Raw genomic sequence first — 16856 nt, forward strand, 5'->3', positions numbered from 1 at the left:
GCGGTTCAGACCGGCACCTGGAACGTGCGCCGGTAGCTCGTCGGCGTCACCCCCAGCGCGGCCTGCAGGTGCTTGCGCAGCAGGGTGCCGCTGCCGAACCCCACCTCGTTCGCGATCCGGTCGACCGGCAGGTCACTGACCTCCAGCAGATGCCGGGCCAGGTCCACCCGGCGCTGGATCAGCCACTGGTTCGGGCTCATCCCCGTCTCCTCCCGGAACCGCCGGCTGAACGTGCGCACGCTCATCGCCGCGTGCCCGGCCAGGTCTGGCAGGCTCAGCGGCTCGTCGAGGCGGTTCTGCGCCCACTCCCGGGTGCGCGCCGTCGAGCTGTCCACGTGCTGCGGCACCGGGTGCTCGATGAACTGCGCCTGGCCGCCCTCGCGCCAGGGCGCCACCACGCACCGCCGGGCCGCCGCGTTCGCCACCCGCGAGCCGTGGTCCTTGCGCACCAGGTGCAGGCACAGGTCCACGCCCGCCGCCGCCCCGGCACTGGTGACGATCCGCCCGTTGTCCACGAACAGCACGTCTTCGTCCAGGCTGACGTGCGGGAACAACCGGCGGAAGTCGTCGGCCAGGTGCCAGTGGGTGGTCGCGGTCAGGCCGTCGAGCAGCCCGGCGGCGGCCAGCACGAACGCGGACGTGCACAGGCTCACGATCCGCGCGGAGTCCGGGATCAGCCGCAGCGCGTTCAGCACCTTCCCGGGCAGCGCCCCCTCGCGCAGCATCGCCGCGGTCGGCTCCTGCGTGGCCACCACCACCGTCCCGGCCGTGGTCAGGGCCTGCTCGTCGAGGTCGACCAGCACCGAGTAGTCGGCGTTCGTGCGCACCGGACCGCCCCCGATCGAGCAGGTCACGACCTCGTACAGCCGCTCCCCGGCCTCGTCGAGCGCCTCCCGGAACACCCTCGACGGGATCCCCAGGTCGAACGGGATGACGTCGTCCAGCACCAGCACGACCACACGATGCACCATGGCCCGATTATTACGCACCCTATGCTTCAGGCCAGGCACGGGTCCGGTCGAGGTGCAGGGCCCCCCGGCTTCACGATCATGGGGACACCGGACGGACGACGAGGGGCTGAGGGTGCTCGAACTGGTGAGGGCGGCTCAGCTCGGTGACATGGGCGCGTTCGCGCTGCTGACCGAGCAGCACCGGGCGTCGCTGCGGGCCACCGCGATCGCGATGCTGGGTTACACCGACGAGGTGGACGACGTGGTGCAGGACGCGCTGCTCACGGCCCTGCGCACGTTGCCGTCGCTGCGTGACCCGGCGGCGGCCGGGGCCTGGCTGAAGGCGATCGTGCGCAACAACTGCCGGGCCGTGCTGCGCTCGCGCCGTCCGTTGCCGGTGGCCGAGCCGGAGCCACTGATGCCGTCCTTCGATCCTGGTGCGGAACTCGACCGGGCCCTCGATGCGGCCCTGACCCGTGACTGGGTGCGGGCCGCGGTGGCCTCCCTGTCGGCGCCCGTGCGCGAGGTGACACTGCTGCGGTACTTCAGCGGGGTGAGCTCGTACCGTCAGATCGGCCAGCTGTGCGGGATCCCGGCGGCAACCGTCGGCAGCCGGCTGCGCGAGGGGCGGCGCACCCTGGCGGCCCGGCTGCGGGCGACGGCCGGTCAGGTCCAGACCCCGCCCGACCCGTGGCACGCGCAGTCGCAGCAGCTGTTCGGCTCGATGGCCGACGGCTCCTTCGCGAGGACGGTCGACGACTGGTACCGGCCCGACGCGTCCGTTCTCGTCATGGGCATCCTGCGCTCGGACACCAGCATCCTGAAGGACATGCTCGCCTGGACGCTCGGCGCCGGGGTCGGCGTGCGGATGCACGATTCGGCCTCGAGCCGTGACGTCGTGCTGTGGGAGGCCGATTTCATCAATCCGCCGTCCGACCCGGAGCACTGCCCGCCGACCATGGCGTGCCTGTTCCGGCTCGACGGCGGGCGGGTGGCGACGATGGGCATCACCTACGGCTCGCAGCCCCGGACCCCCGCGGGTGTACCGTCACCGGCCTGAGGCACGCCTCCCCCAGACCGCACGACGAACGCACGATCTCCTCACGACGAAGGTGAAGAACGACGATGACCGGGCTGAGCCTGCGCCCCATGACCCCGGACGAGTTCGTGACCTGGCAGGAGCAGCTCGCCCGCGACTTCGCCGAGGACAAGGTGACGGCCGGGGCCTGGCCGGCCGACGGCGCCCTCGACCGGGCCCGTCGCTTCAACGCCGAGACCCTGCCGCAGGGCCTGGACACCCCGCGCATGCTGATGCTGCGGGCCGTGCTCGACGACGGCACACCGGTCGGGCAGGTGTGGATCACCTTCGACCACCCGCGCGGCGCCGCCGACTGCGCGTTTCTGTACGACATCGAGGTGGACGCGGCGCACCGCGGCCGGGGCCTGGGCCGTGCCCTGCTCGAGGCGGCCGAGCGGACCGTGCGCGAGCACGGCCTGCCGGCCCTCGAGCTGAACGTGTTCGGCGGGAACGACCGCGCGATCGCCCTGTACCGCTCCGCCGGTTACGCCGTCACGAGCCAGTTGATGCGAAAGTCGCTGGACTGAGCTGAGCCGACATCAGGCGCGCACACTGACCGCCATGCCCGAGCCGAGGGGCAGGTCGACGGTCACGTAGCCGTTCGCCGGGTCGGACACGTGGTCCATGTACCCGTGCAGCCCGTCGAACGAGCTGTTGTCGGCCACCAGCAGGGCACCGGGAGCCAGCCGGTCCTCCAGCAGGCGCAGCACCGGCAGGTACAGGTCCTTCCAGCCGTCGAGCAGCACCACGCCGATCGGGCCGGGCACGTCCTTCAGGGTCTCCAGGGCGTCACCGGCGAGCACCGTCACGTGCGCGCCGACCCCGGCCTCGTCGAGGTTGGCGCGGGACGCGGCGATCTTGACCTCGCTGAGCTCCGTGGTGAAGACGTGCCCGGTGCCGTTGTCGGCGACGGCCGCGGCCAGGTGGATGGTCGAGATGCCGTACGAGGTGCCGAACTCGACCACGGTCTGCGGCCGGGCCCCGCGGGTCAGGGCGTACAGCAGGCGCCCGCCCTCGGGAGGCACCGGCATGTACCGGTAGGCCGCGGCCTCGGACTTCTCGGCGGTGGTCATCGTGTCGATCCGGCCGGCCAGCGACGGGTCGCGCGGCCGGCGCTGGGCCTCGTCGGCGAGGCGGTACAGCTTGCCGAGCGTGGCGGCCGTCTGGGCCGAGGTCAAAGTGTTCATGATCTCCACCGTAATCCAGCACCGGCCGGCTGACTTCTGGCTCGTGCCAAGGCCGGTGCCGGGCGGCAGCAGAGGCCCCCGTAGGCTCCGCGTCATGACTTTTCTCCCGACGCCGCGTGAACTGTCCACCGCCCCGTCGCTGCGCTGGGGCCTGCTCGGTCCGGGCGGTATCGCCGCGAGCTTCGTCGACGCCGCGCACCGCCACTCGCAGCAGCGTTTCGTCAACCTCGCCTCGGGCAGCAGCCCGGAGCGCGCCGCCGCGTTCGCGCAGGCGCACGGGGTGACGCGCTCGTCCGCGACCTACGACGAGGTGCTGGCCGACCCGGAGGTCGACGCCGTCTACATCGCGACCACGCACGACAGCCACGCCAAGCTGGCGCTGCTGGCGATCGCGGCGGGCAAGCACGTGCTGGTGGAGAAGCCGATCACGGTCACCCGCGCCGAGGCCGAGCAGGTCCTCGAGGCCGCCCGGGCCGCGAAGGTGTTCGCGATGGAGGCGATGTGGACGCGGTACCTGCCGCAGTCCGACGTGCTGCGTCAGGTGCTGGAGCGCGGTGACATCGGTGAGGTGCGGTTCGTCTCGGCCGATTTCGGCTTCCCGATGCCCTTCGACGCCTCGCACCGGCTGTGGGCGCCGGGCCAGGCCGGCGGTGCGCTGCTCGACGCGGGCGTCTACCCGGTCTCGTTCGTCTCGTCGGTGCTCGGCGCGCCCACCTCGATCCACACGGTGGGCACGCTCGCCCCGACCGGCGTCGACGAGCAGGCCACGGTGACCCTGGCCTACGCCCAGGCGCAGGGTGTGGCGTTCACGTCGCTGCGCAGTGCCTCCCCCACCCGCGCCACGGTGATCGGCACGGAGGGCCGCATCGATGTCGAGGGCCCGTTCCTGGCGCCGAGCGCGCTGTCGGTGACGCTGGGCCCGGGCTTCCCGGCGTCCGCCCTGAGCGCACGGTTCTCGGGCGGCAACGGCCCGCAGGGGTCGGCCGCGCTGTTCTACGAGGCCGATGCGGCGGCCCGGTACATCGGCGAGGGCCGGCTCGAGTCGCCGCTGCACCCGCTCGACGAAGTGGTCTCCGTGGTGGGCATTCTCGAGGACGCACGCAAGCAGCTCGGCGCGCTCTGATCCGATCCGGTGAGGTGAACGGCCTGAAGCGACGGGCCGTTCACCCCCGGAACCGGTAGAGTTCCCCTCGGTGCGCCGGGAAGTCTGGTCGGCAATTGGTTCTGTGCTGCCCGGATTCGAGGAGTTTCGTATGCCCCGCCCCGTTCGCGAGCGCCGCTTCCCGCTGTTCGGCCGCTCCCGCCCCGAGTCCCGGCGGATCGCCGACATCCTGCGTGAGGAAACCGTCGGCGGGGCCCTGCTGCTCATCGGCACCGTGCTCGCCCTGGTCTGGGTGAACTCGCCCTGGGGCGGGCGGTACGAGTCGATGATCCACGCCACCTACGGCCCGGAGTCGCTGCATCTGAACCTGTCGGTCGAGGCCTGGGCCGCCGACGGGCTGCTGGCGATCTTCTTCTTCGTCGCCGGCCTGGAGCTCAAGCGCGAGTTCGTCGCCGGTGACCTGCGGGACCCGCGCAAGGCCGCCCTGCCGGTGATCGCGGCGGTGGCCGGGATGGTGACCCCGGCCGTCGTCTACGTGCTCGTCAACGCCTCCGGCATCGGCTCGGGCGCGGGCGACCTGGGCGGCTGGGCCATCCCGACCGCGACCGACATCGCCTTCGCCCTGGCCGTTCTCGCGGTGATCGGCAGCCACCTGCCCGCCGCGCTGCGCACCTTCCTGCTCACGCTGGCCGTGGTCGACGACCTGCTCGCCATCGTCATCATCGCGATCTTCTTCACCTCCGACCTGAACGTGCTCCCCGCCCTGCTCGCCCTGATCCCCCTGGGCCTGTTCACCGTCTGCGTGCAGCGCCGCATCCGCTCCGCCTGGCTCCTCTTCCCGCTCGCCGCCCTCACCTGGGGCCTGGTGCACGCGTCGGGCATCCACGCGACCGTGGCCGGGGTGCTGCTGGGCTTCGCGGTGCCGGTGCTGCGCAGTCAGGCGGCGGGCGGCCCGGACGCCGGGCCCGGCCTGGCCGAGCACTTCGAGCACCGCTTCCGACCGGTCTCGGCCGGCTTCGCGGTGCCGGTCTTCGCGTTCATGGCGGCCGGCGTCAACATCGGTGGCTGGTCCGGTTTCACCTCGGCGCTCGGCGACCCGATCGCGATCGGGGTGATGGCCGGCCTGGTGCTGGGCAAGCCGCTCGGCATCTTCGGCGGCACCTTCCTCGCCGCCCGGTTCACCCGCGCCGACCTCGACAGCGACCTGGACTGGATCGACGTGTTCGGGGTGGCCGTGCTCGCCGGCATCGGGTTCACCGTCTCGCTGCTCATCGGCGCCCTGGCCTTCGGCTCCGGCAGCGCGGCGGACGACCACGTGAAGGTCGGGGTGCTGCTCGGCAGCCTGATCGCGGCCGTCCTGGCCACCGTTGTGCTCAGGACACGCGACCGGCACTACCGGCTGCAGACGACCGCGGACGGCTGAGGGACCGCGCCGGAAACGGTCGGGGTGCGGACGGATTCAGGCTCGGACCGTGCGCACGTCGGTCTCGTCGGAGGCCGGGGCCTCGAACCCGGCCCGGAAACGGTCGAGCAGCTCTGGCGAGACCCGTACCCCGTCCGGCCCGGCGGTGCGGGAGGCCAGGCGGCGCAGCAGCTCGGCCCGGGGCACGTCGAAGTACACGACCTCCACCGCGGCACCCCGGGCCAGGGCCCGGTACTCGTCGCGCATGGCCCGCGACCAGAACGCGTAGTCGACCACCACGTCCCGCCCCGCCCGCACCGCCTCGACGAGCTGCTCCCGCTGGCGAGCCACGATCGGGTCGCGAACCGCCTGCGGCAGAGGGTGTTCGGTGTGCCCCAGCTCCCAGGCGGCCACGTCGACGGAGAGCCGCAGCCAGCCCTCGGACTCCAGCCGCCGGGCGTACGTCGACTTGCCCGAGCCGGCGAGCCCGCAGGTCAGGACCACCCGTGCGGTCACCGCCGGGCCCGCACGGCCAGGGCGATCGGGACCGGCTCGTCACCGGGCTCCTCCACACGCTCGATCGTCAGGCCGGCCGCCGGGAAGGCGTTCAGGTAGTCGGCCAGCGGAATGTGCCGCACCCCCACGCGACGGCGCAGCCCTTCGGGTTTCCACCAGGCGGCCCGCGAGTGCCAGCCCGCGTCCCGGTAGACCGGGTGCACCACGAGCCGGCCGTCGGGTTCGTTCTGCGCCGCCGGGCCGTTGAAACACGGGTGGGCACCGTAGACGACCAGCACCCCGCCGGGTTCCAGCACCCGCGCGGCCTCGCGCACGACGGCCCCGAAGTCGTCGACGTCGGTGGAGACCCAGACCAGCGCGACCGTCGGAAAGATGCTGTCGGCGAGCGGCAACCGGGCCGCGTCGGCCCGCACCAGCGGATACGGCCGCCCGGCCGCCAGCCTCAGCTGGTCGGCCGAGCAGTCGAGACCGACCGGCGTCCGGCCGGTGCCGCGGATCGCGTCGAGGTACTGTCCCGGCCCGCACCCCAGATCAAGACACGGCCCCTGCCCCGGCCCCAGCAACCGGGCCAGGATCCGGGAGCGCCGCGCCGCGGAGTCACGGTTGGACTCCGCGTACCAGTCGGCCTGGCCGTCGTACCTGGCGGTGCCCGGCGAGGTCATCCACCCAATCTAGGCCGACGGGTCGAACCGGGCCAGGGCGAACCCGGGAACGCGGCCAGGCCCTCCGTCGCCGAGGCCCCGTGATCACGCCCGTCGCCACGTGGTGACCGGCAGCACCAGCACCGGGGTCAGCGCTTCCACGCGTACGGTGTCACGCTCGAGACCTTCACCAGACCGGAGCGTTCCAGCAGCGGGCGCGAGAACTCGGTGGAGTCGCAGTGGATCAGCGTTCGCCCCGCCGCCAGGGCGGCGCGGGCCCGGGCCGCCGTGAGCGCACGGTAGACGCCCCGCCCGCGCCAGGCCGTCAGCACGGAACCGCCCCAGAGACCCGCGAACTCACTGGCGGGCACCGGATCCAGACGCCCCGCCCCGACGATGCGCCCCTCGGCCTCGGCCACCCACGCCTCGATGGAGGGGTCCAGGCGCATGCGGTGAAGGACGAGGTCGGCCATCGCGCCGGACGGCGGGTCGCCGAAGGCCTCGTCGGCGGCCGCGGACATCGCCCGGATCTCGGCCTCGGTGGTGACCCGGCGCACCGTGACGCCCTGCGGCACCGGCCCACCGGTCGCCAGGACCGCGGCCTCACCGACCATGATCGACTCCGGCCGGGCGGGCTCGAAACCGTTGCGCAGCAGGGCTTCGTGCAGGCCGGGCGCCGTGTCGTGGGCGCGGGCCTTCCACCTCACCGCCTCGATCGAGGCGTCGGCGCGGAAATGCTCGAGAGCCTCCCCCACCAGCCTCCCGATCGTGGCCGCGTCGGCACCGCCCAGGTCGCGGTAGGTGACGAAACCGCGGCCGCCGGGGAGCGTCACCAGCCGCAGCGGCCCGAGCCGGACGTCGGAGACCTGGCCCGGGGTCTCGGACCCGGTGCGCAGCTGGTCGTCGTAGAGCTTCAGGAGATCCATCGAGGCCAGGCTGTCGCGCGGCCCACCCGTGGTCAAACGGTTTTCGCCGACCGCAGCAGCTCGGTGATCGACGCCTTCATCGCCTCCACGAACGTCTCCCGTTCGTCGTCGCCCACCCGGTCGAGCGACAGGTAGGGATTGAGATCCTCCAGCTCGACCAGCAGGAGCTCCCCCTCGCGGGTCCGGCACGCGTCCACCCGCTGGATGCCGTGGTCGATGTCGTTCCAGTCGACGAACCGCTGGGCGAACGCCCGGTCGGCCGGGGTCGGCTCGTAGGGCGTCAGCTCCCAGCGCCGGGCCGGGTCGGGAGCGTACAGGGCGTAGTGCAGGGTGCGGTCGACGAAGTAGAACGACACCTCGTGCACGAAGTCGATGCGCGGCTGCACCAGGACGCCGTCGTAGTCCAGGGCGCCCAGCTCGTCGCGCCCCACGAACCGCAGCCCGTGCGAGTCCGCCCCGAACACCGGCTTCACCACGTACCCGGCCGACTCCGGGAGGCGGACCGCCGCGTCCGGGGTCGTGACCGTCGGGATCACCGGGAAACCGGCCGCCGACAGGTCGGGCAGGTACTGCTTGCCGAGCATGTCGGCCTTGCCGGTGAGCTGGGTGAACACGGGGACGCGGGCGGCGAGGGCCGCGGTGCGGAACCTCGCGTAGGCGGCCGGGTAGTGGATGACCGGCCCGGTGTTGCGCACCACCACGACGTCGAACGCGGGCATCAGGCGCTCGGCGTCGAGCGGGTGGGCCAGGGCCACGTCGAAACCGTCACGCAGCCGGGCGGACAGAGCGATGTCCTCGTCGCAGTAGCGGCGCCCGCGGGCCTGGTAGGTGAGGTCGGTCACGTACAGCAGGCGACTCATTCGGTCACCATACGGGATGTCGTGGGCCATGATTCGGGGCATGAGCGACGAAAACCCCGCACCGCCCCCGAAGAAGCGGCGCCGGCGGGTGCTGTGGGTCGTCGGAGGGTTGCCGGCCGTCGTGCTCCTGATCGTCACGGGCACCGTCGGCACGTTCATGGCCTACGGCTCCGGCACGATCGACCGCACGGTGCGCAGCACCGGCAACGACGCCTACTGGCTCGGGCACGCCTGGGTCGACGGGCGCAGGACGCAGGCCGACGTCGACGCCCTGGCCGCACAGCTCGAGGGCACCGGCATCCGTGACCTGTACGTGCACGCGGGCCCGTACGCGGACGACGGCACGCTGGACGCCGCGAAGCGCCCGAAGGCGTCGTGGTTCATCGAGGCCGTGCACACCGCGATCCCCGGCGTGCGGGTGCAGGCCTGGCTGGGCAACAAGCTCGGCGACGACCGGCTGGACCTGTCGTCGGAGCAGTCCCGCGCCAACGTGCTGGCCGGCGTCGACAGCGTGCTGGCCGGCGGGTTCGACGGGGTGCACTTCGACTTCGAGCCCTCGAAGGACGGGAACGAGGACGTGCTGCGGGTTTTCGAGGCGACCCACGCGAAGACGCAGGCCGCGGGCAGGCTGCTGTCGGTGGCCACTCCCCCGGTCGACCCGCTGCCCGGGGCGCACCTGCTGGCCGGTCTCGTTCCCACGCAGTCGCAGTGGAGCACCGGGTACCTGCGCCGGGTGGCGCAGACCGTCGACCAGATCGCCATCATGTCGTACGACACCGCGCTGCCCAGCGAACGGGCCTACCGCGGTTACGTGCGCCGGCAGACCGAGGTCGCGCTCGACGTCGTCCCGCCCGACGTCACCCTGATCATCGGTGCCCCGGCCTACCACGACCGCAAGCTGGTGCGGTACGACTTCGCCGAGACGGTGGCCGCGGCGATCGGCGGGGTGCAGCTGGCCCGGCCCGACCGCCCGGTGGGGGTGGCGCTGTACGTCGACTTCGACGCCACCACAGGAGACTGGGACGCCTTCCGCCGCGACTGGTCGCCCGGGCAGCCGTGAATGACTGCCCGGCCGTGAATGGCTGCCCGGCCGTGGATGGTTGGCCGGCCGTGGATGGTTGGCCGGCCGTGGGTGGTCACCCGGCCGCGGACGGTTGCCCGACGGTGAACGGCCTTGTGGCAAGCCGCGATTGACAGGCAGCCCGCGATGGACAGGCAGGCCGCGATGGACAGGCAGCCCGGCGCTGACCGGTCGGCCTACAGGTAACCCGCCGTGTAGGTCGCCGTTCTCGACACGATGCTCACCGGGGCGGTGTACTTGCCGGCCACCGCGGTGAGCAGCTGGACCTGGTAGGCGCCGCTCAGCACCGGGGCCTTGCAGCTGAGCTGCCGGTCGTGCTCGACCATGATGTCGGTGCAGGTCTTCAGTGACGTGATCAGCGTGGTGTTGGCGGTCAGGGTCTGGCCGCCGGGCACGAACGCGACCACCGTTCCCGCCGTGTTGCTGAAGGTCTGCGCGTTGAACCCGGCTCCCTGCAGGGTGACGATGTTGCCGGCCACGCCGGTGCCGGTGGCCGGGACCACGGTGAGCACCTGCACGAAGCTGATCGAGTCGGTGCTCAGCACCGATCCGCCCTCGGCCGTCACGAGCACCTTGAACCCGGTGCCGGCCGCGTGGGCGGGCACGACGAGCGTCAGTTTCGTCGGGCTCACGTAGGTCACCTTGACCTTGAGCCCGTCGACGGACGCGGTGGTCGTGCGGGTGAAATTGGTTCCGGTGAGGTTCAGGACGGTGCCGCCGAAGACGGACGCGCGCGCGACCGCCGCCGTCGACTCGGCGAACGTCGTGGCCGTCGGGGGAAGGGCCGTGACGTACACCCCGCCGCCCAGCAGGGTCGCCGGGGAGGTGGTGCCGTCGAAGGCGCAGAGCATCCAGCGCCCCGCGGTCAGGCCGGCGGCCGTGGTGGTCTGCATCTTGGTCGCCGAGACCACGTTGTACGCGGCGGCGGCCGTGCCCACCGTCGGGTCGGTGCCGCAGGCCGTGCCCGACACGAACCGCACCGCCCTGACCCGCGAGGTACCGGTGGTGTCGGCGAAGTTCCGGCCCGTGACGGTGATCGAGGTCGAACCGGTGGACGAACCGCTGGCCGGGGACAGCTTGATCGTGGTGGTGGTGCCGGCCTCGGACGTGGTGCTGACGCCGAGCAGACCACCGAGCGCCAGGGCCAGGACGGCACCCAGACCCAGCGCCCGTCTGACTGACAACTTGGGGGTGAGCATGCGTCTCCTCCGTGAGACTTCTTCCGGGTTCCTCGTGAACCCCTTGAGCACGGATGTCGACAGCCGGACGGTGCTTCATCAACTCCGCAGCGTCACTGTCACCCGGTCGGCCCACCCCGGCGGCTGGGCCGACCGACGCGTAGGTGACGCTGCGACGCCGGCACCCTTCTTCCGTCCCTCCAGCACCTCGCTGCTCACGAATCCCCCTGGCGCAGAGGGCTAAACCCGGTAGGACTGCAGCACACCTGCACCCGTCGGAACCCGCCCTGCCCCGACCCTTCAACTTTCTTGGCCAGTAGGTTCCGCGGCGACCACGATGGCCCCACCACTGGTCCGAAACGTGAGGTGCCGCATGGAGATCCTGATCATCCTGCTCGTCGTCTGGATCGGGTTCCACCTCGTGAGGAAGTGACCCGCCCGCCGGTCCACCGCGACCACCCGGGACACTGGGGGCATGCACCCGCACGCCCCCTCGCGCCGCACCCTGTTCCGCCTGGCCCTGACCGGTCTCACCGGGGCCGGCGCCCCGCTCCTGCTCACCGGGTGCGGCGGCCGGTCCGAGAACAGCAGTGCGAACGTCAGCACGCAGGGCAGCGCCGGGCGCCTGCTGCCCAGTGAGGCCCCCCTCCCCGAACCGTTCGGGCGCGCACTGCCCGTCCCGCGCGTCCTCAAGCCGGTTCGCACCGAGCCGGGCACCGACTACTACGAGATCACCCAGAAGACCGGAACCGCCCGCATCCTCGACGATCTCGAGACCCCGGTGTGGGGTTACGACGGCACGTTCCCCGGCCCCACGATCGTGTCGCAGCGCGGGCGGCGCACCGTGGTCACGCACACCAACGAACTGCCCGTGCCCGTGGTGGTGCACCTGCACGGAGGGCGCGTCGCCGCCGACCAGGACGGCTACCCCACCGACTACCTGCACCCGGTCACGGGGCGGGTGGCCGACCACCACGGCGGCGGGCTCAACGGCGCCCAGGGCACACGTGACTACGTGTACGACATCGACCAGCCCGCGGCCACCCTCTGGTACCACGACCACCGCATGGATTTCACCGGGCCGGCGGTCTACCGGGGCCTGGCGGGCTTCCACCTGATCGAGGACGCGTCGGAGGACTCCCTGGGGCTGCCGTCGGGTGAGCGGGACATCCCCCTGATGATCGCGGACCGCTCGTTCGCGGCCGACGGCTCGTTCCTCTATCCCTCGACCGACCCCTCGCTGACGAAAGTGCCCGGTGTGAGCGCCGATTACATGAGCGGGGTGCTCGGCGACTGCGTGCTGGTGAACGGGGCCGCGTGGCCGGAGCTCGAGGTGAAGGCGGTGAGGTACCGGTTCCGGATCCTCAACGCCGCCAACGCCCGGCGTTTCCGGCTGCGGCTCGACGACGGCCCGGAGTTCGTGCAGATCGGCAGCGACCAGGGCCTTCTCGCCGCCCCGGTCACCCGCACGCGTATCGACGTGGCCCAGGGCGAGCGGTTCGACGTGGTGGTGGACTTCTCCGGGTACGCCGCCGGCTCGGAGATCACGATGGTCAACGAGCGGGGTGACGGCCCGACGGCCCAGGTGATGCGGTTCGTGGTCACCGGACCCGCCGGCGACGACAGCCGGGTGCCCGAGAAGCTCGGCGCCGTCGAGGAACTCAGCGGGAGCGACGTGGTGGCGACGCGCTCGTTCACGTTCCGCCGGGGCGGGGCCAAGGCGCACGGCATGTCGCTGTGGACCGTGAACGGTGAGGCCTTCGACCCGGAGACCGTGCTGGCCACGGTGAAGCTGGGCACGGTGGAGCGGTGGACGGTGGTGGCGCAGAACAACGAGCACCCGTTCCACGTGCACCTCGGCGCTTTTCAGGTGCTGGGCAACACCTCGGCCGGGCACGTCGACGAGGGCTGGAAGGACACCGTGAACCTCGACAACGGCGGACGCGCGGAGCTGCTGGTGCGCTTCGACCGGAACCGGGGTGCGGCGGTGCTGCACTGCCACAACCTGGAACACGAGGACATGATGATGATGGCGAACTTCGAGATCGTCTGAGCGGGGCGGGCCTTGACGGCGCAGCGCACCGCGTGGGCACCATGCCTCATGACCGACAACGCGAACCTCAAGAGGAACACCGACGACTACGCGGTCAAGGCGGCCGAGGTGGCGGCCAAGCTCAAGCCCGGCACGTACGACGCGGTGCAGGCGCTGGCCCTGGTGTCGATCGCGAGCAGCCTGGCCCGCATCGCGGATCAGCTCGAGCAGCGCTGAGCGCAGGCGGGGGCGCGCCCCGGTGCCCCGCCTCACACGCTCGTGCGGCCGCTGGGCCGGCCGCTGGGCCGATCGCCGGGCCGATCGCCGGGCCGATCGCCGGGCCGGTCGCCGGGCCGGTCGCCGGTGGGGAGGGTGAGCAGCAGCCGGTCGAGCACGACGGCCGAGACCCCCCAGATCAGCACGGCGACCAGGTAGTGGCAGTACATCGCCCCGAGATACCCCGGGCCGCCCCAGGCGTTGGTGGTGAAGTCGGGGGCGAGGCCGCCGACGACCTGCACACCACTGCGCCACAGGTCGTAGGCGTTGAGCAGGAGCAGGAACCCGACGGCGGCCCGGCGCAGGTGGCCCCCGCACTGCACCGTGGCGGCCAGCCGCCGCACCGCGCGGGAGCGGTACGGGGCGATCAGCACCGCGGCACCCCGGCGGCGCACCTCGAGCAGGGCCCACAGCCCCGTCACGGCCGTGAGCACGATGAACACCGGCCAGGCGTCGGTGCCCGGCACCTGCCGGTCGGTCGGCGTGCCGGCGGCCAGGTAGAACGGCACACCGCTCACGACACCCAGGCCGAACAGGGCAGCGGCGACCGAGACGGCCCTGAGGGAAAGCATTTTGGTCATGTCCCGAGCCTGCCCGCCGCCCGTCGCCCGCGCGTCACTCCCCAGGACGAAGCCCGCACGCGGCGTCATTCTCAGGAGTGACGCCGGCCGGCGGATCCTGCTCTAGCGTGCTGCGGGTGGACGTACTCATCGCGCTGGGCGCCTTCGCCCTGACCACCCTGCCGGTCCTGGCCGGGCTCGTCGACGGGCACGGTCCGCTCGGGGTGATCGCCGCGCTGGGGCTGCTCACGGCGGCGCCCCTGGCGTTCCGGCGCCGGTGGCCCCGGGCGGTGACCCTCGTGGTCGTCCTGGCCCTGGTGATCGGCGCGCTGGCCGAGATCCGGTTCACGGCGTGGGTCAGCAACGCCGGGCCGGCGCTGGGCGTCGCCGTGTTCACCCTGGCCGAGCGCTACCCGCGCCGGGCCTCGGCCTGGATGGCAGCGGCGGCCATCGGGGCGGTCACCACGAGCGAGATCGTGGGCTACGTGGTGCATCCCGGCACCGACCAGAACGCCGTGCACCTGCTCATCGGGCCGGCCGGATGGCTGCTGGGGCGGGCGCTGCGCACCCGACGCGAGGTCGAGGCCCAGCTACGGGCCGAGCGGGCCCGGCGGGAGGCCGAGGCCGAGCGGCGCATCCGGGTCGAAGAACGGCTCCGGGTCTCGGCCGACGTTCACGACATCGTCTCGCACGCCCTGGCCCTGATCGCCGTGCGGGCGGGGGTCGCGCGGATGGTGCTGCAGCAGCGTCCCGGCGAGGCCCGCTCCGCGCTCTCCGCGATCGAGGGGGCCAGCCGTACCGCGCTCGATGAGCTGCGTGCCGTGCTCCGCGACGAGTCCCTCGGCGGTGCCGGGCCCTCGCGGCCGTCGCTCGCCGACGTGCGTCCGCTGGTCGAGTCCACGCGACGCGACGGGCTGCCCGTCGACCTGGTGTTTCCCGACGATCTCGGGGCCTCTCCCCTGGTCGAGGAGTCGGCGTACCGCATCACCCAGGAAGCACTCACCAACGTGGTGCGGCACGCGGGTGCGGTGGCCACCCGGGTCGAGCTGTCCGGCGACGGGCGGATCCTGGTGATCGACGTGCTGAACGGCCGGGGGCTGCCGGGCGACGGCTCGCCGGGCAGCGGGCTGGGGCTGGCCGGGATGCGGCGGCGGGTGGAACTCCACGGTGGTTCGCTCGAGACCGGGGCCACCCACGACGGTGGCTTCCGGGTGAAGGCGACCCTGCCGGCCTCCGGAACCGCTGAGGAAGGCGTGAGAACCGCGCGCGAGCGCGAGAGAACCGCCGGCCAGCCCACGGGAACCACCGACGAGCGCGAGACAACCGCAGGCGGGCGCGAGAGAACCACCGGCCAGCCCACAGGAACCACCGACGAGCGCGAGACAACCGCGCGCGAGCGCGAGAGAACCACCGGCGCGGGCCAGGGCACCGCGGGCGAGCGCGACGTCACCACAGACGAGCGAGCGGGATCGGCCCAATGATCTCGGTGATGCTGGTCGACGACGAGGCGCTGATCCGGGCGGGTCTTCGTGTGCTCATCGAGGCCTCGGAGGGATTCACGTGCGTGGGTGAAGCCGCTGACGGCGCCACCGCGGTGCGGCAGTGCCGGGCGCTGCGGCCCGACGTCGTGCTCATGGACATCCGCATGCCGGGCATGGACGGCCTCGAGGCGACGCGGCACATCAGCGCCGACGCGTCCCTGCTCACGCGGGTGCTGATCGTGACGACGTTCGGCGAGGATCCCCATGTCTTCGCCGCGCTTCGCAGCGGGGCCAGCGGTTTCGTGCTCAAGGACACCCCGCCCGAAGACCTGCTCACCGCCGTCGAGGTGGTCGCGGCCGGTGAGTCGCTGCTGTCGCCCTCGGTCACGACCGGGCTGATCAAGGCGTTCGTGGCCATCCCCGACACGAGGGCCCGTCCCTGGCGCCGGGCGAAGCCCGACGGCCGGCTCGCCCACCTCACCGACCGCGAGCGGGAGATCCTGCTGCGGGTGGCCGCGGGGCTGTCGAACACCGAGATCGCAGCGGTGCTGACGGTGAGCCTGAACACCGTGAAGACCCATGTGAGCAGGCTTTTGACCAAGCTGGGGTGCCGTGACCGGGCTCAGCTGGTGGTGGTGGCCTACGAGTGTGGGCTCGTGGTCGCCGGGCAGTGATCCGTGGCCGCGGGGCCCGGCGAGGGCCCCGCGGCCGGAACTGGTTCAGCCGATCTTCCAGGCCCCGGCGACCAGGTCCCGGGTGGGTGTCCAGACCAGGCGCCCCTTCTCGACGTCCTCGTAGGTGAGGGTGACGCTCTGGTGGGTTCCGGCCTTCACGGTGACGGCCTGGGTGGTGACCGGGCGGTGGTCGCCGCCGTCCGCGTCCTCCCAGATGAACTTCGCCGGCACGACCCTGACGCTCTTCACGGCCTCGACATCGAGCTTCAGCGTGCCCTTTCCGTCGCGGGTGGTGGCCGAGCGCGGCGTCACCCTGGCCACGACCCGACCGGCCCGGTAGACGCTGACCGTGCTGCCGCGCTGCAGGTAGCTGGCGGGCAGGAGCTCGGCGGCGCCGTCGACGGCCTTGCCCTCGACCAGCCAGGCGCCGGCCACGGTGTTCTCGTCCGGCACGTAGATGACGTCGCCGTTGCCGACCCCGTCGAAGGCGATGGAGACGGTCTTCCTGGTGTTCGCGGCCACGCTGATGCGGCGGTCGGGGTTGGCGGCCTCGTTGTCGCTGCCCTCCTCGTCCTCCCAGATGAACTGGCCGGCCGTGAACGCGAACGGCTTCTTCGCGTCGACGGTCAGGACGAGCTTGCCCCTGCCCCGGGGGTGCGCGGCCGACGTGACCGTGACGGTCGCCCGGGTCCGGCCGTCGCGGTAGACCGTGACGGTCTCGCCGCGCTGCACGTACGCCGTCTGGTGCCCGGCCTTCGGGAGAGAGGTGGTGCCCGCGGTCGCCGCCTGCGCGGTGGGCGCCAGGAACGCGCCGCCCACGAGCATTCCCCCGGCGACCAGCGCCGCTGCGGTCTTCTTCAGCGCTGACTTCTCCTCGTCCGGTGGTGCTCCCATCGCGATCGGGGCGCCGCG

18 protein-coding genes are annotated in these 16856 nt (G+C 72.3%); 9 read left to right on the plus strand and 9 right to left on the minus strand.

The window, feature by feature from the left end:
- Positions 1-5 precede the first annotated feature (5 nt).
- Complete coding sequence (locus J2S57_RS32355) at positions 6-971, minus strand: GlxA family transcriptional regulator (RefSeq protein WP_307249835.1); 966 nt, start codon at positions 969-971, stop codon at positions 6-8.
- A gap of 112 nt (positions 972-1083) precedes the next feature.
- Here J2S57_RS32355 and J2S57_RS32360 point away from each other — a divergent pair, with 112 nt between their 5' ends.
- Together J2S57_RS32360 and J2S57_RS32365 are read left to right on the plus strand one after the other, a co-directional pair.
- Positions 1084-2010, plus strand: coding sequence for an RNA polymerase sigma factor (locus J2S57_RS32360; protein ID WP_307249837.1), 927 nt, complete (start codon positions 1084-1086; stop codon positions 2008-2010).
- Between the two features lie 65 nt (positions 2011-2075).
- Positions 2076-2555 (plus strand): GNAT family N-acetyltransferase, encoded by a 480-nt coding sequence (locus J2S57_RS32365; protein WP_307249839.1) that lies wholly within the window; start codon positions 2076-2078, stop codon positions 2553-2555.
- Between the two features lie 12 nt (positions 2556-2567).
- On the opposite strand, the gene J2S57_RS32370 is transcribed toward J2S57_RS32365, so the two are convergent.
- A complete protein-coding gene (locus tag J2S57_RS32370) occupies positions 2568-3215 on the minus strand; it encodes an O-methyltransferase (RefSeq protein WP_307249841.1) in 648 nt (215 codons plus the stop codon).
- Positions 3216-3309: 94 nt separating this feature from the next.
- On the opposite strand from J2S57_RS32370, the gene J2S57_RS32375 reads away from it, so the two are divergent.
- Both J2S57_RS32375 and nhaA read left to right on the plus strand, forming a co-directional pair.
- On the plus strand, positions 3310-4338 hold the full coding sequence (locus J2S57_RS32375) for a Gfo/Idh/MocA family protein (RefSeq protein WP_307249843.1): 1029 nt from the start codon (positions 3310-3312) through the stop codon (positions 4336-4338).
- 130 nt (positions 4339-4468) lie between these two features.
- On the plus strand, positions 4469-5740 hold the full coding sequence (gene nhaA / locus J2S57_RS32380) for a Na+/H+ antiporter NhaA (protein ID WP_307249845.1): 1272 nt from the start codon (positions 4469-4471) through the stop codon (positions 5738-5740).
- Between the two features lie 36 nt (positions 5741-5776).
- Here the strand turns inward: nhaA and J2S57_RS32385 are convergent, their stop codons facing one another.
- From J2S57_RS32385 to J2S57_RS32400, 4 genes are all read right to left on the minus strand, one after another.
- Positions 5777-6235, minus strand: coding sequence for a P-loop nucleotide/nucleoside kinase family protein (locus tag J2S57_RS32385; RefSeq protein WP_307249847.1), 459 nt, complete (start codon positions 6233-6235; stop codon positions 5777-5779).
- Positions 6232-6897, minus strand: coding sequence for a class I SAM-dependent methyltransferase (locus tag J2S57_RS32390; protein ID WP_307249849.1), 666 nt, complete (start codon positions 6895-6897; stop codon positions 6232-6234). Before J2S57_RS32390 ends, J2S57_RS32385 begins: the two co-directional genes overlap by 4 nt.
- A gap of 128 nt (positions 6898-7025) precedes the next feature.
- Positions 7026-7802 carry a GNAT family N-acetyltransferase gene (locus J2S57_RS32395; RefSeq protein ID WP_307249851.1) on the minus strand — a complete coding sequence of 259 codons (777 nt, stop codon included), beginning with the start codon at positions 7800-7802 and terminating at the stop codon, positions 7026-7028.
- A 32-nt stretch (positions 7803-7834) separates the two neighbouring features.
- Positions 7835-8662, minus strand: coding sequence for an ATP-grasp domain-containing protein (locus J2S57_RS32400; RefSeq protein WP_307249853.1), 828 nt, complete (start codon positions 8660-8662; stop codon positions 7835-7837).
- Positions 8663-8702: 40 nt separating this feature from the next.
- On the opposite strand from J2S57_RS32400, the gene J2S57_RS32405 reads away from it, so the two are divergent.
- Positions 8703-9722, plus strand: coding sequence for a glycoside hydrolase family 18 protein (locus J2S57_RS32405; protein ID WP_307249855.1), 1020 nt, complete (start codon positions 8703-8705; stop codon positions 9720-9722).
- A gap of 197 nt (positions 9723-9919) precedes the next feature.
- On the opposite strand, the gene J2S57_RS32410 is transcribed toward J2S57_RS32405, so the two are convergent.
- On the minus strand, positions 9920-10942 hold the full coding sequence (locus J2S57_RS32410; protein WP_307249856.1) for an IPT/TIG domain-containing protein: 1023 nt from the start codon (positions 10940-10942) through the stop codon (positions 9920-9922).
- 454 nt (positions 10943-11396) lie between these two features.
- Here J2S57_RS32410 and J2S57_RS32415 point away from each other — a divergent pair, with 454 nt between their 5' ends.
- Positions 11397-12974, plus strand: a complete 1578-nt coding sequence (locus J2S57_RS32415) for a multicopper oxidase family protein (RefSeq protein ID WP_307249858.1) — start codon at positions 11397-11399, stop codon at positions 12972-12974.
- A 48-nt stretch (positions 12975-13022) separates the two neighbouring features.
- Positions 13023-13190, plus strand: a complete 168-nt coding sequence (locus J2S57_RS32420; protein ID WP_307249860.1) for a hypothetical protein — start codon at positions 13023-13025, stop codon at positions 13188-13190.
- A gap of 32 nt (positions 13191-13222) precedes the next feature.
- On the opposite strand, the gene J2S57_RS32425 is transcribed toward J2S57_RS32420, so the two are convergent.
- On the minus strand, positions 13223-13810 hold the full coding sequence (locus J2S57_RS32425) for a hypothetical protein (protein WP_307249862.1): 588 nt from the start codon (positions 13808-13810) through the stop codon (positions 13223-13225).
- Positions 13811-13926: 116 nt separating this feature from the next.
- Here J2S57_RS32425 and J2S57_RS32430 point away from each other — a divergent pair, with 116 nt between their 5' ends.
- Both J2S57_RS32430 and J2S57_RS32435 read left to right on the plus strand, forming a co-directional pair.
- Positions 13927-15270 (plus strand): sensor histidine kinase, encoded by a 1344-nt coding sequence (locus tag J2S57_RS32430; RefSeq protein WP_307249864.1) that lies wholly within the window; start codon positions 13927-13929, stop codon positions 15268-15270.
- On the plus strand, positions 15267-15944 hold the full coding sequence (locus tag J2S57_RS32435) for a response regulator (RefSeq protein ID WP_307249867.1): 678 nt from the start codon (positions 15267-15269) through the stop codon (positions 15942-15944). The genes J2S57_RS32430 and J2S57_RS32435 overlap by 4 nt, the downstream gene beginning before the upstream one ends.
- A gap of 45 nt (positions 15945-15989) precedes the next feature.
- Here the strand turns inward: J2S57_RS32435 and J2S57_RS32440 are convergent, their stop codons facing one another.
- A complete protein-coding gene (locus J2S57_RS32440; protein WP_307249869.1) occupies positions 15990-16838 on the minus strand; it encodes a hypothetical protein in 849 nt (282 codons plus the stop codon).
- Positions 16839-16856: the final 18 nt, after the last annotated feature.

Origin of the sequence: Kineosporia succinea, assembly GCF_030811555.1 — a bacterium.
GTDB lineage: Bacteria > Actinomycetota > Actinomycetes > Actinomycetales > Kineosporiaceae > Kineosporia > Kineosporia succinea.

Excerpts from the sequence above, each read along its gene's own strand:
- J2S57_RS32370 (WP_307249841.1), bottom strand. The coding sequence starts at position 3,215 with ATGAACACTTTGACCTCGGCCCAGACGGCCGCCACGCTCGGCAAGCTG.
- J2S57_RS32425 (WP_307249862.1), bottom strand. The coding sequence starts at position 13,810 with ATGACCAAAATGCTTTCCCTCAGGGCCGTCTCGGTCGCCGCTGCCCTG.
- nhaA (WP_307249845.1), top strand. The coding sequence starts at position 4,469 with ATGCCCCGCCCCGTTCGCGAGCGCCGCTTCCCGCTGTTCGGCCGCTCC.
- J2S57_RS32390 (WP_307249849.1), bottom strand. The coding sequence starts at position 6,897 with ATGACCTCGCCGGGCACCGCCAGGTACGACGGCCAGGCCGACTGGTAC.
- J2S57_RS32375 (WP_307249843.1), top strand. The coding sequence starts at position 3,310 with ATGACTTTTCTCCCGACGCCGCGTGAACTGTCCACCGCCCCGTCGCTG.
- J2S57_RS32395 (WP_307249851.1), bottom strand. The coding sequence starts at position 7,802 with ATGGATCTCCTGAAGCTCTACGACGACCAGCTGCGCACCGGGTCCGAG.
- J2S57_RS32405 (WP_307249855.1), top strand. The coding sequence starts at position 8,703 with ATGAGCGACGAAAACCCCGCACCGCCCCCGAAGAAGCGGCGCCGGCGG.
- J2S57_RS32355 (WP_307249835.1), bottom strand. The coding sequence starts at position 971 with ATGGTGCATCGTGTGGTCGTGCTGGTGCTGGACGACGTCATCCCGTTC.
- J2S57_RS32440 (WP_307249869.1), bottom strand. The coding sequence starts at position 16,838 with ATGGGAGCACCACCGGACGAGGAGAAGTCAGCGCTGAAGAAGACCGCA.
- J2S57_RS32400 (WP_307249853.1), bottom strand. The coding sequence starts at position 8,662 with ATGAGTCGCCTGCTGTACGTGACCGACCTCACCTACCAGGCCCGCGGG.
- J2S57_RS32435 (WP_307249867.1), top strand. The coding sequence starts at position 15,267 with ATGATCTCGGTGATGCTGGTCGACGACGAGGCGCTGATCCGGGCGGGT.
- J2S57_RS32415 (WP_307249858.1), top strand. The coding sequence starts at position 11,397 with ATGCACCCGCACGCCCCCTCGCGCCGCACCCTGTTCCGCCTGGCCCTG.
- J2S57_RS32420 (WP_307249860.1), top strand. The coding sequence starts at position 13,023 with ATGACCGACAACGCGAACCTCAAGAGGAACACCGACGACTACGCGGTC.
- J2S57_RS32410 (WP_307249856.1), bottom strand. The coding sequence starts at position 10,942 with ATGCTCACCCCCAAGTTGTCAGTCAGACGGGCGCTGGGTCTGGGTGCC.
- J2S57_RS32365 (WP_307249839.1), top strand. The coding sequence starts at position 2,076 with ATGACCGGGCTGAGCCTGCGCCCCATGACCCCGGACGAGTTCGTGACC.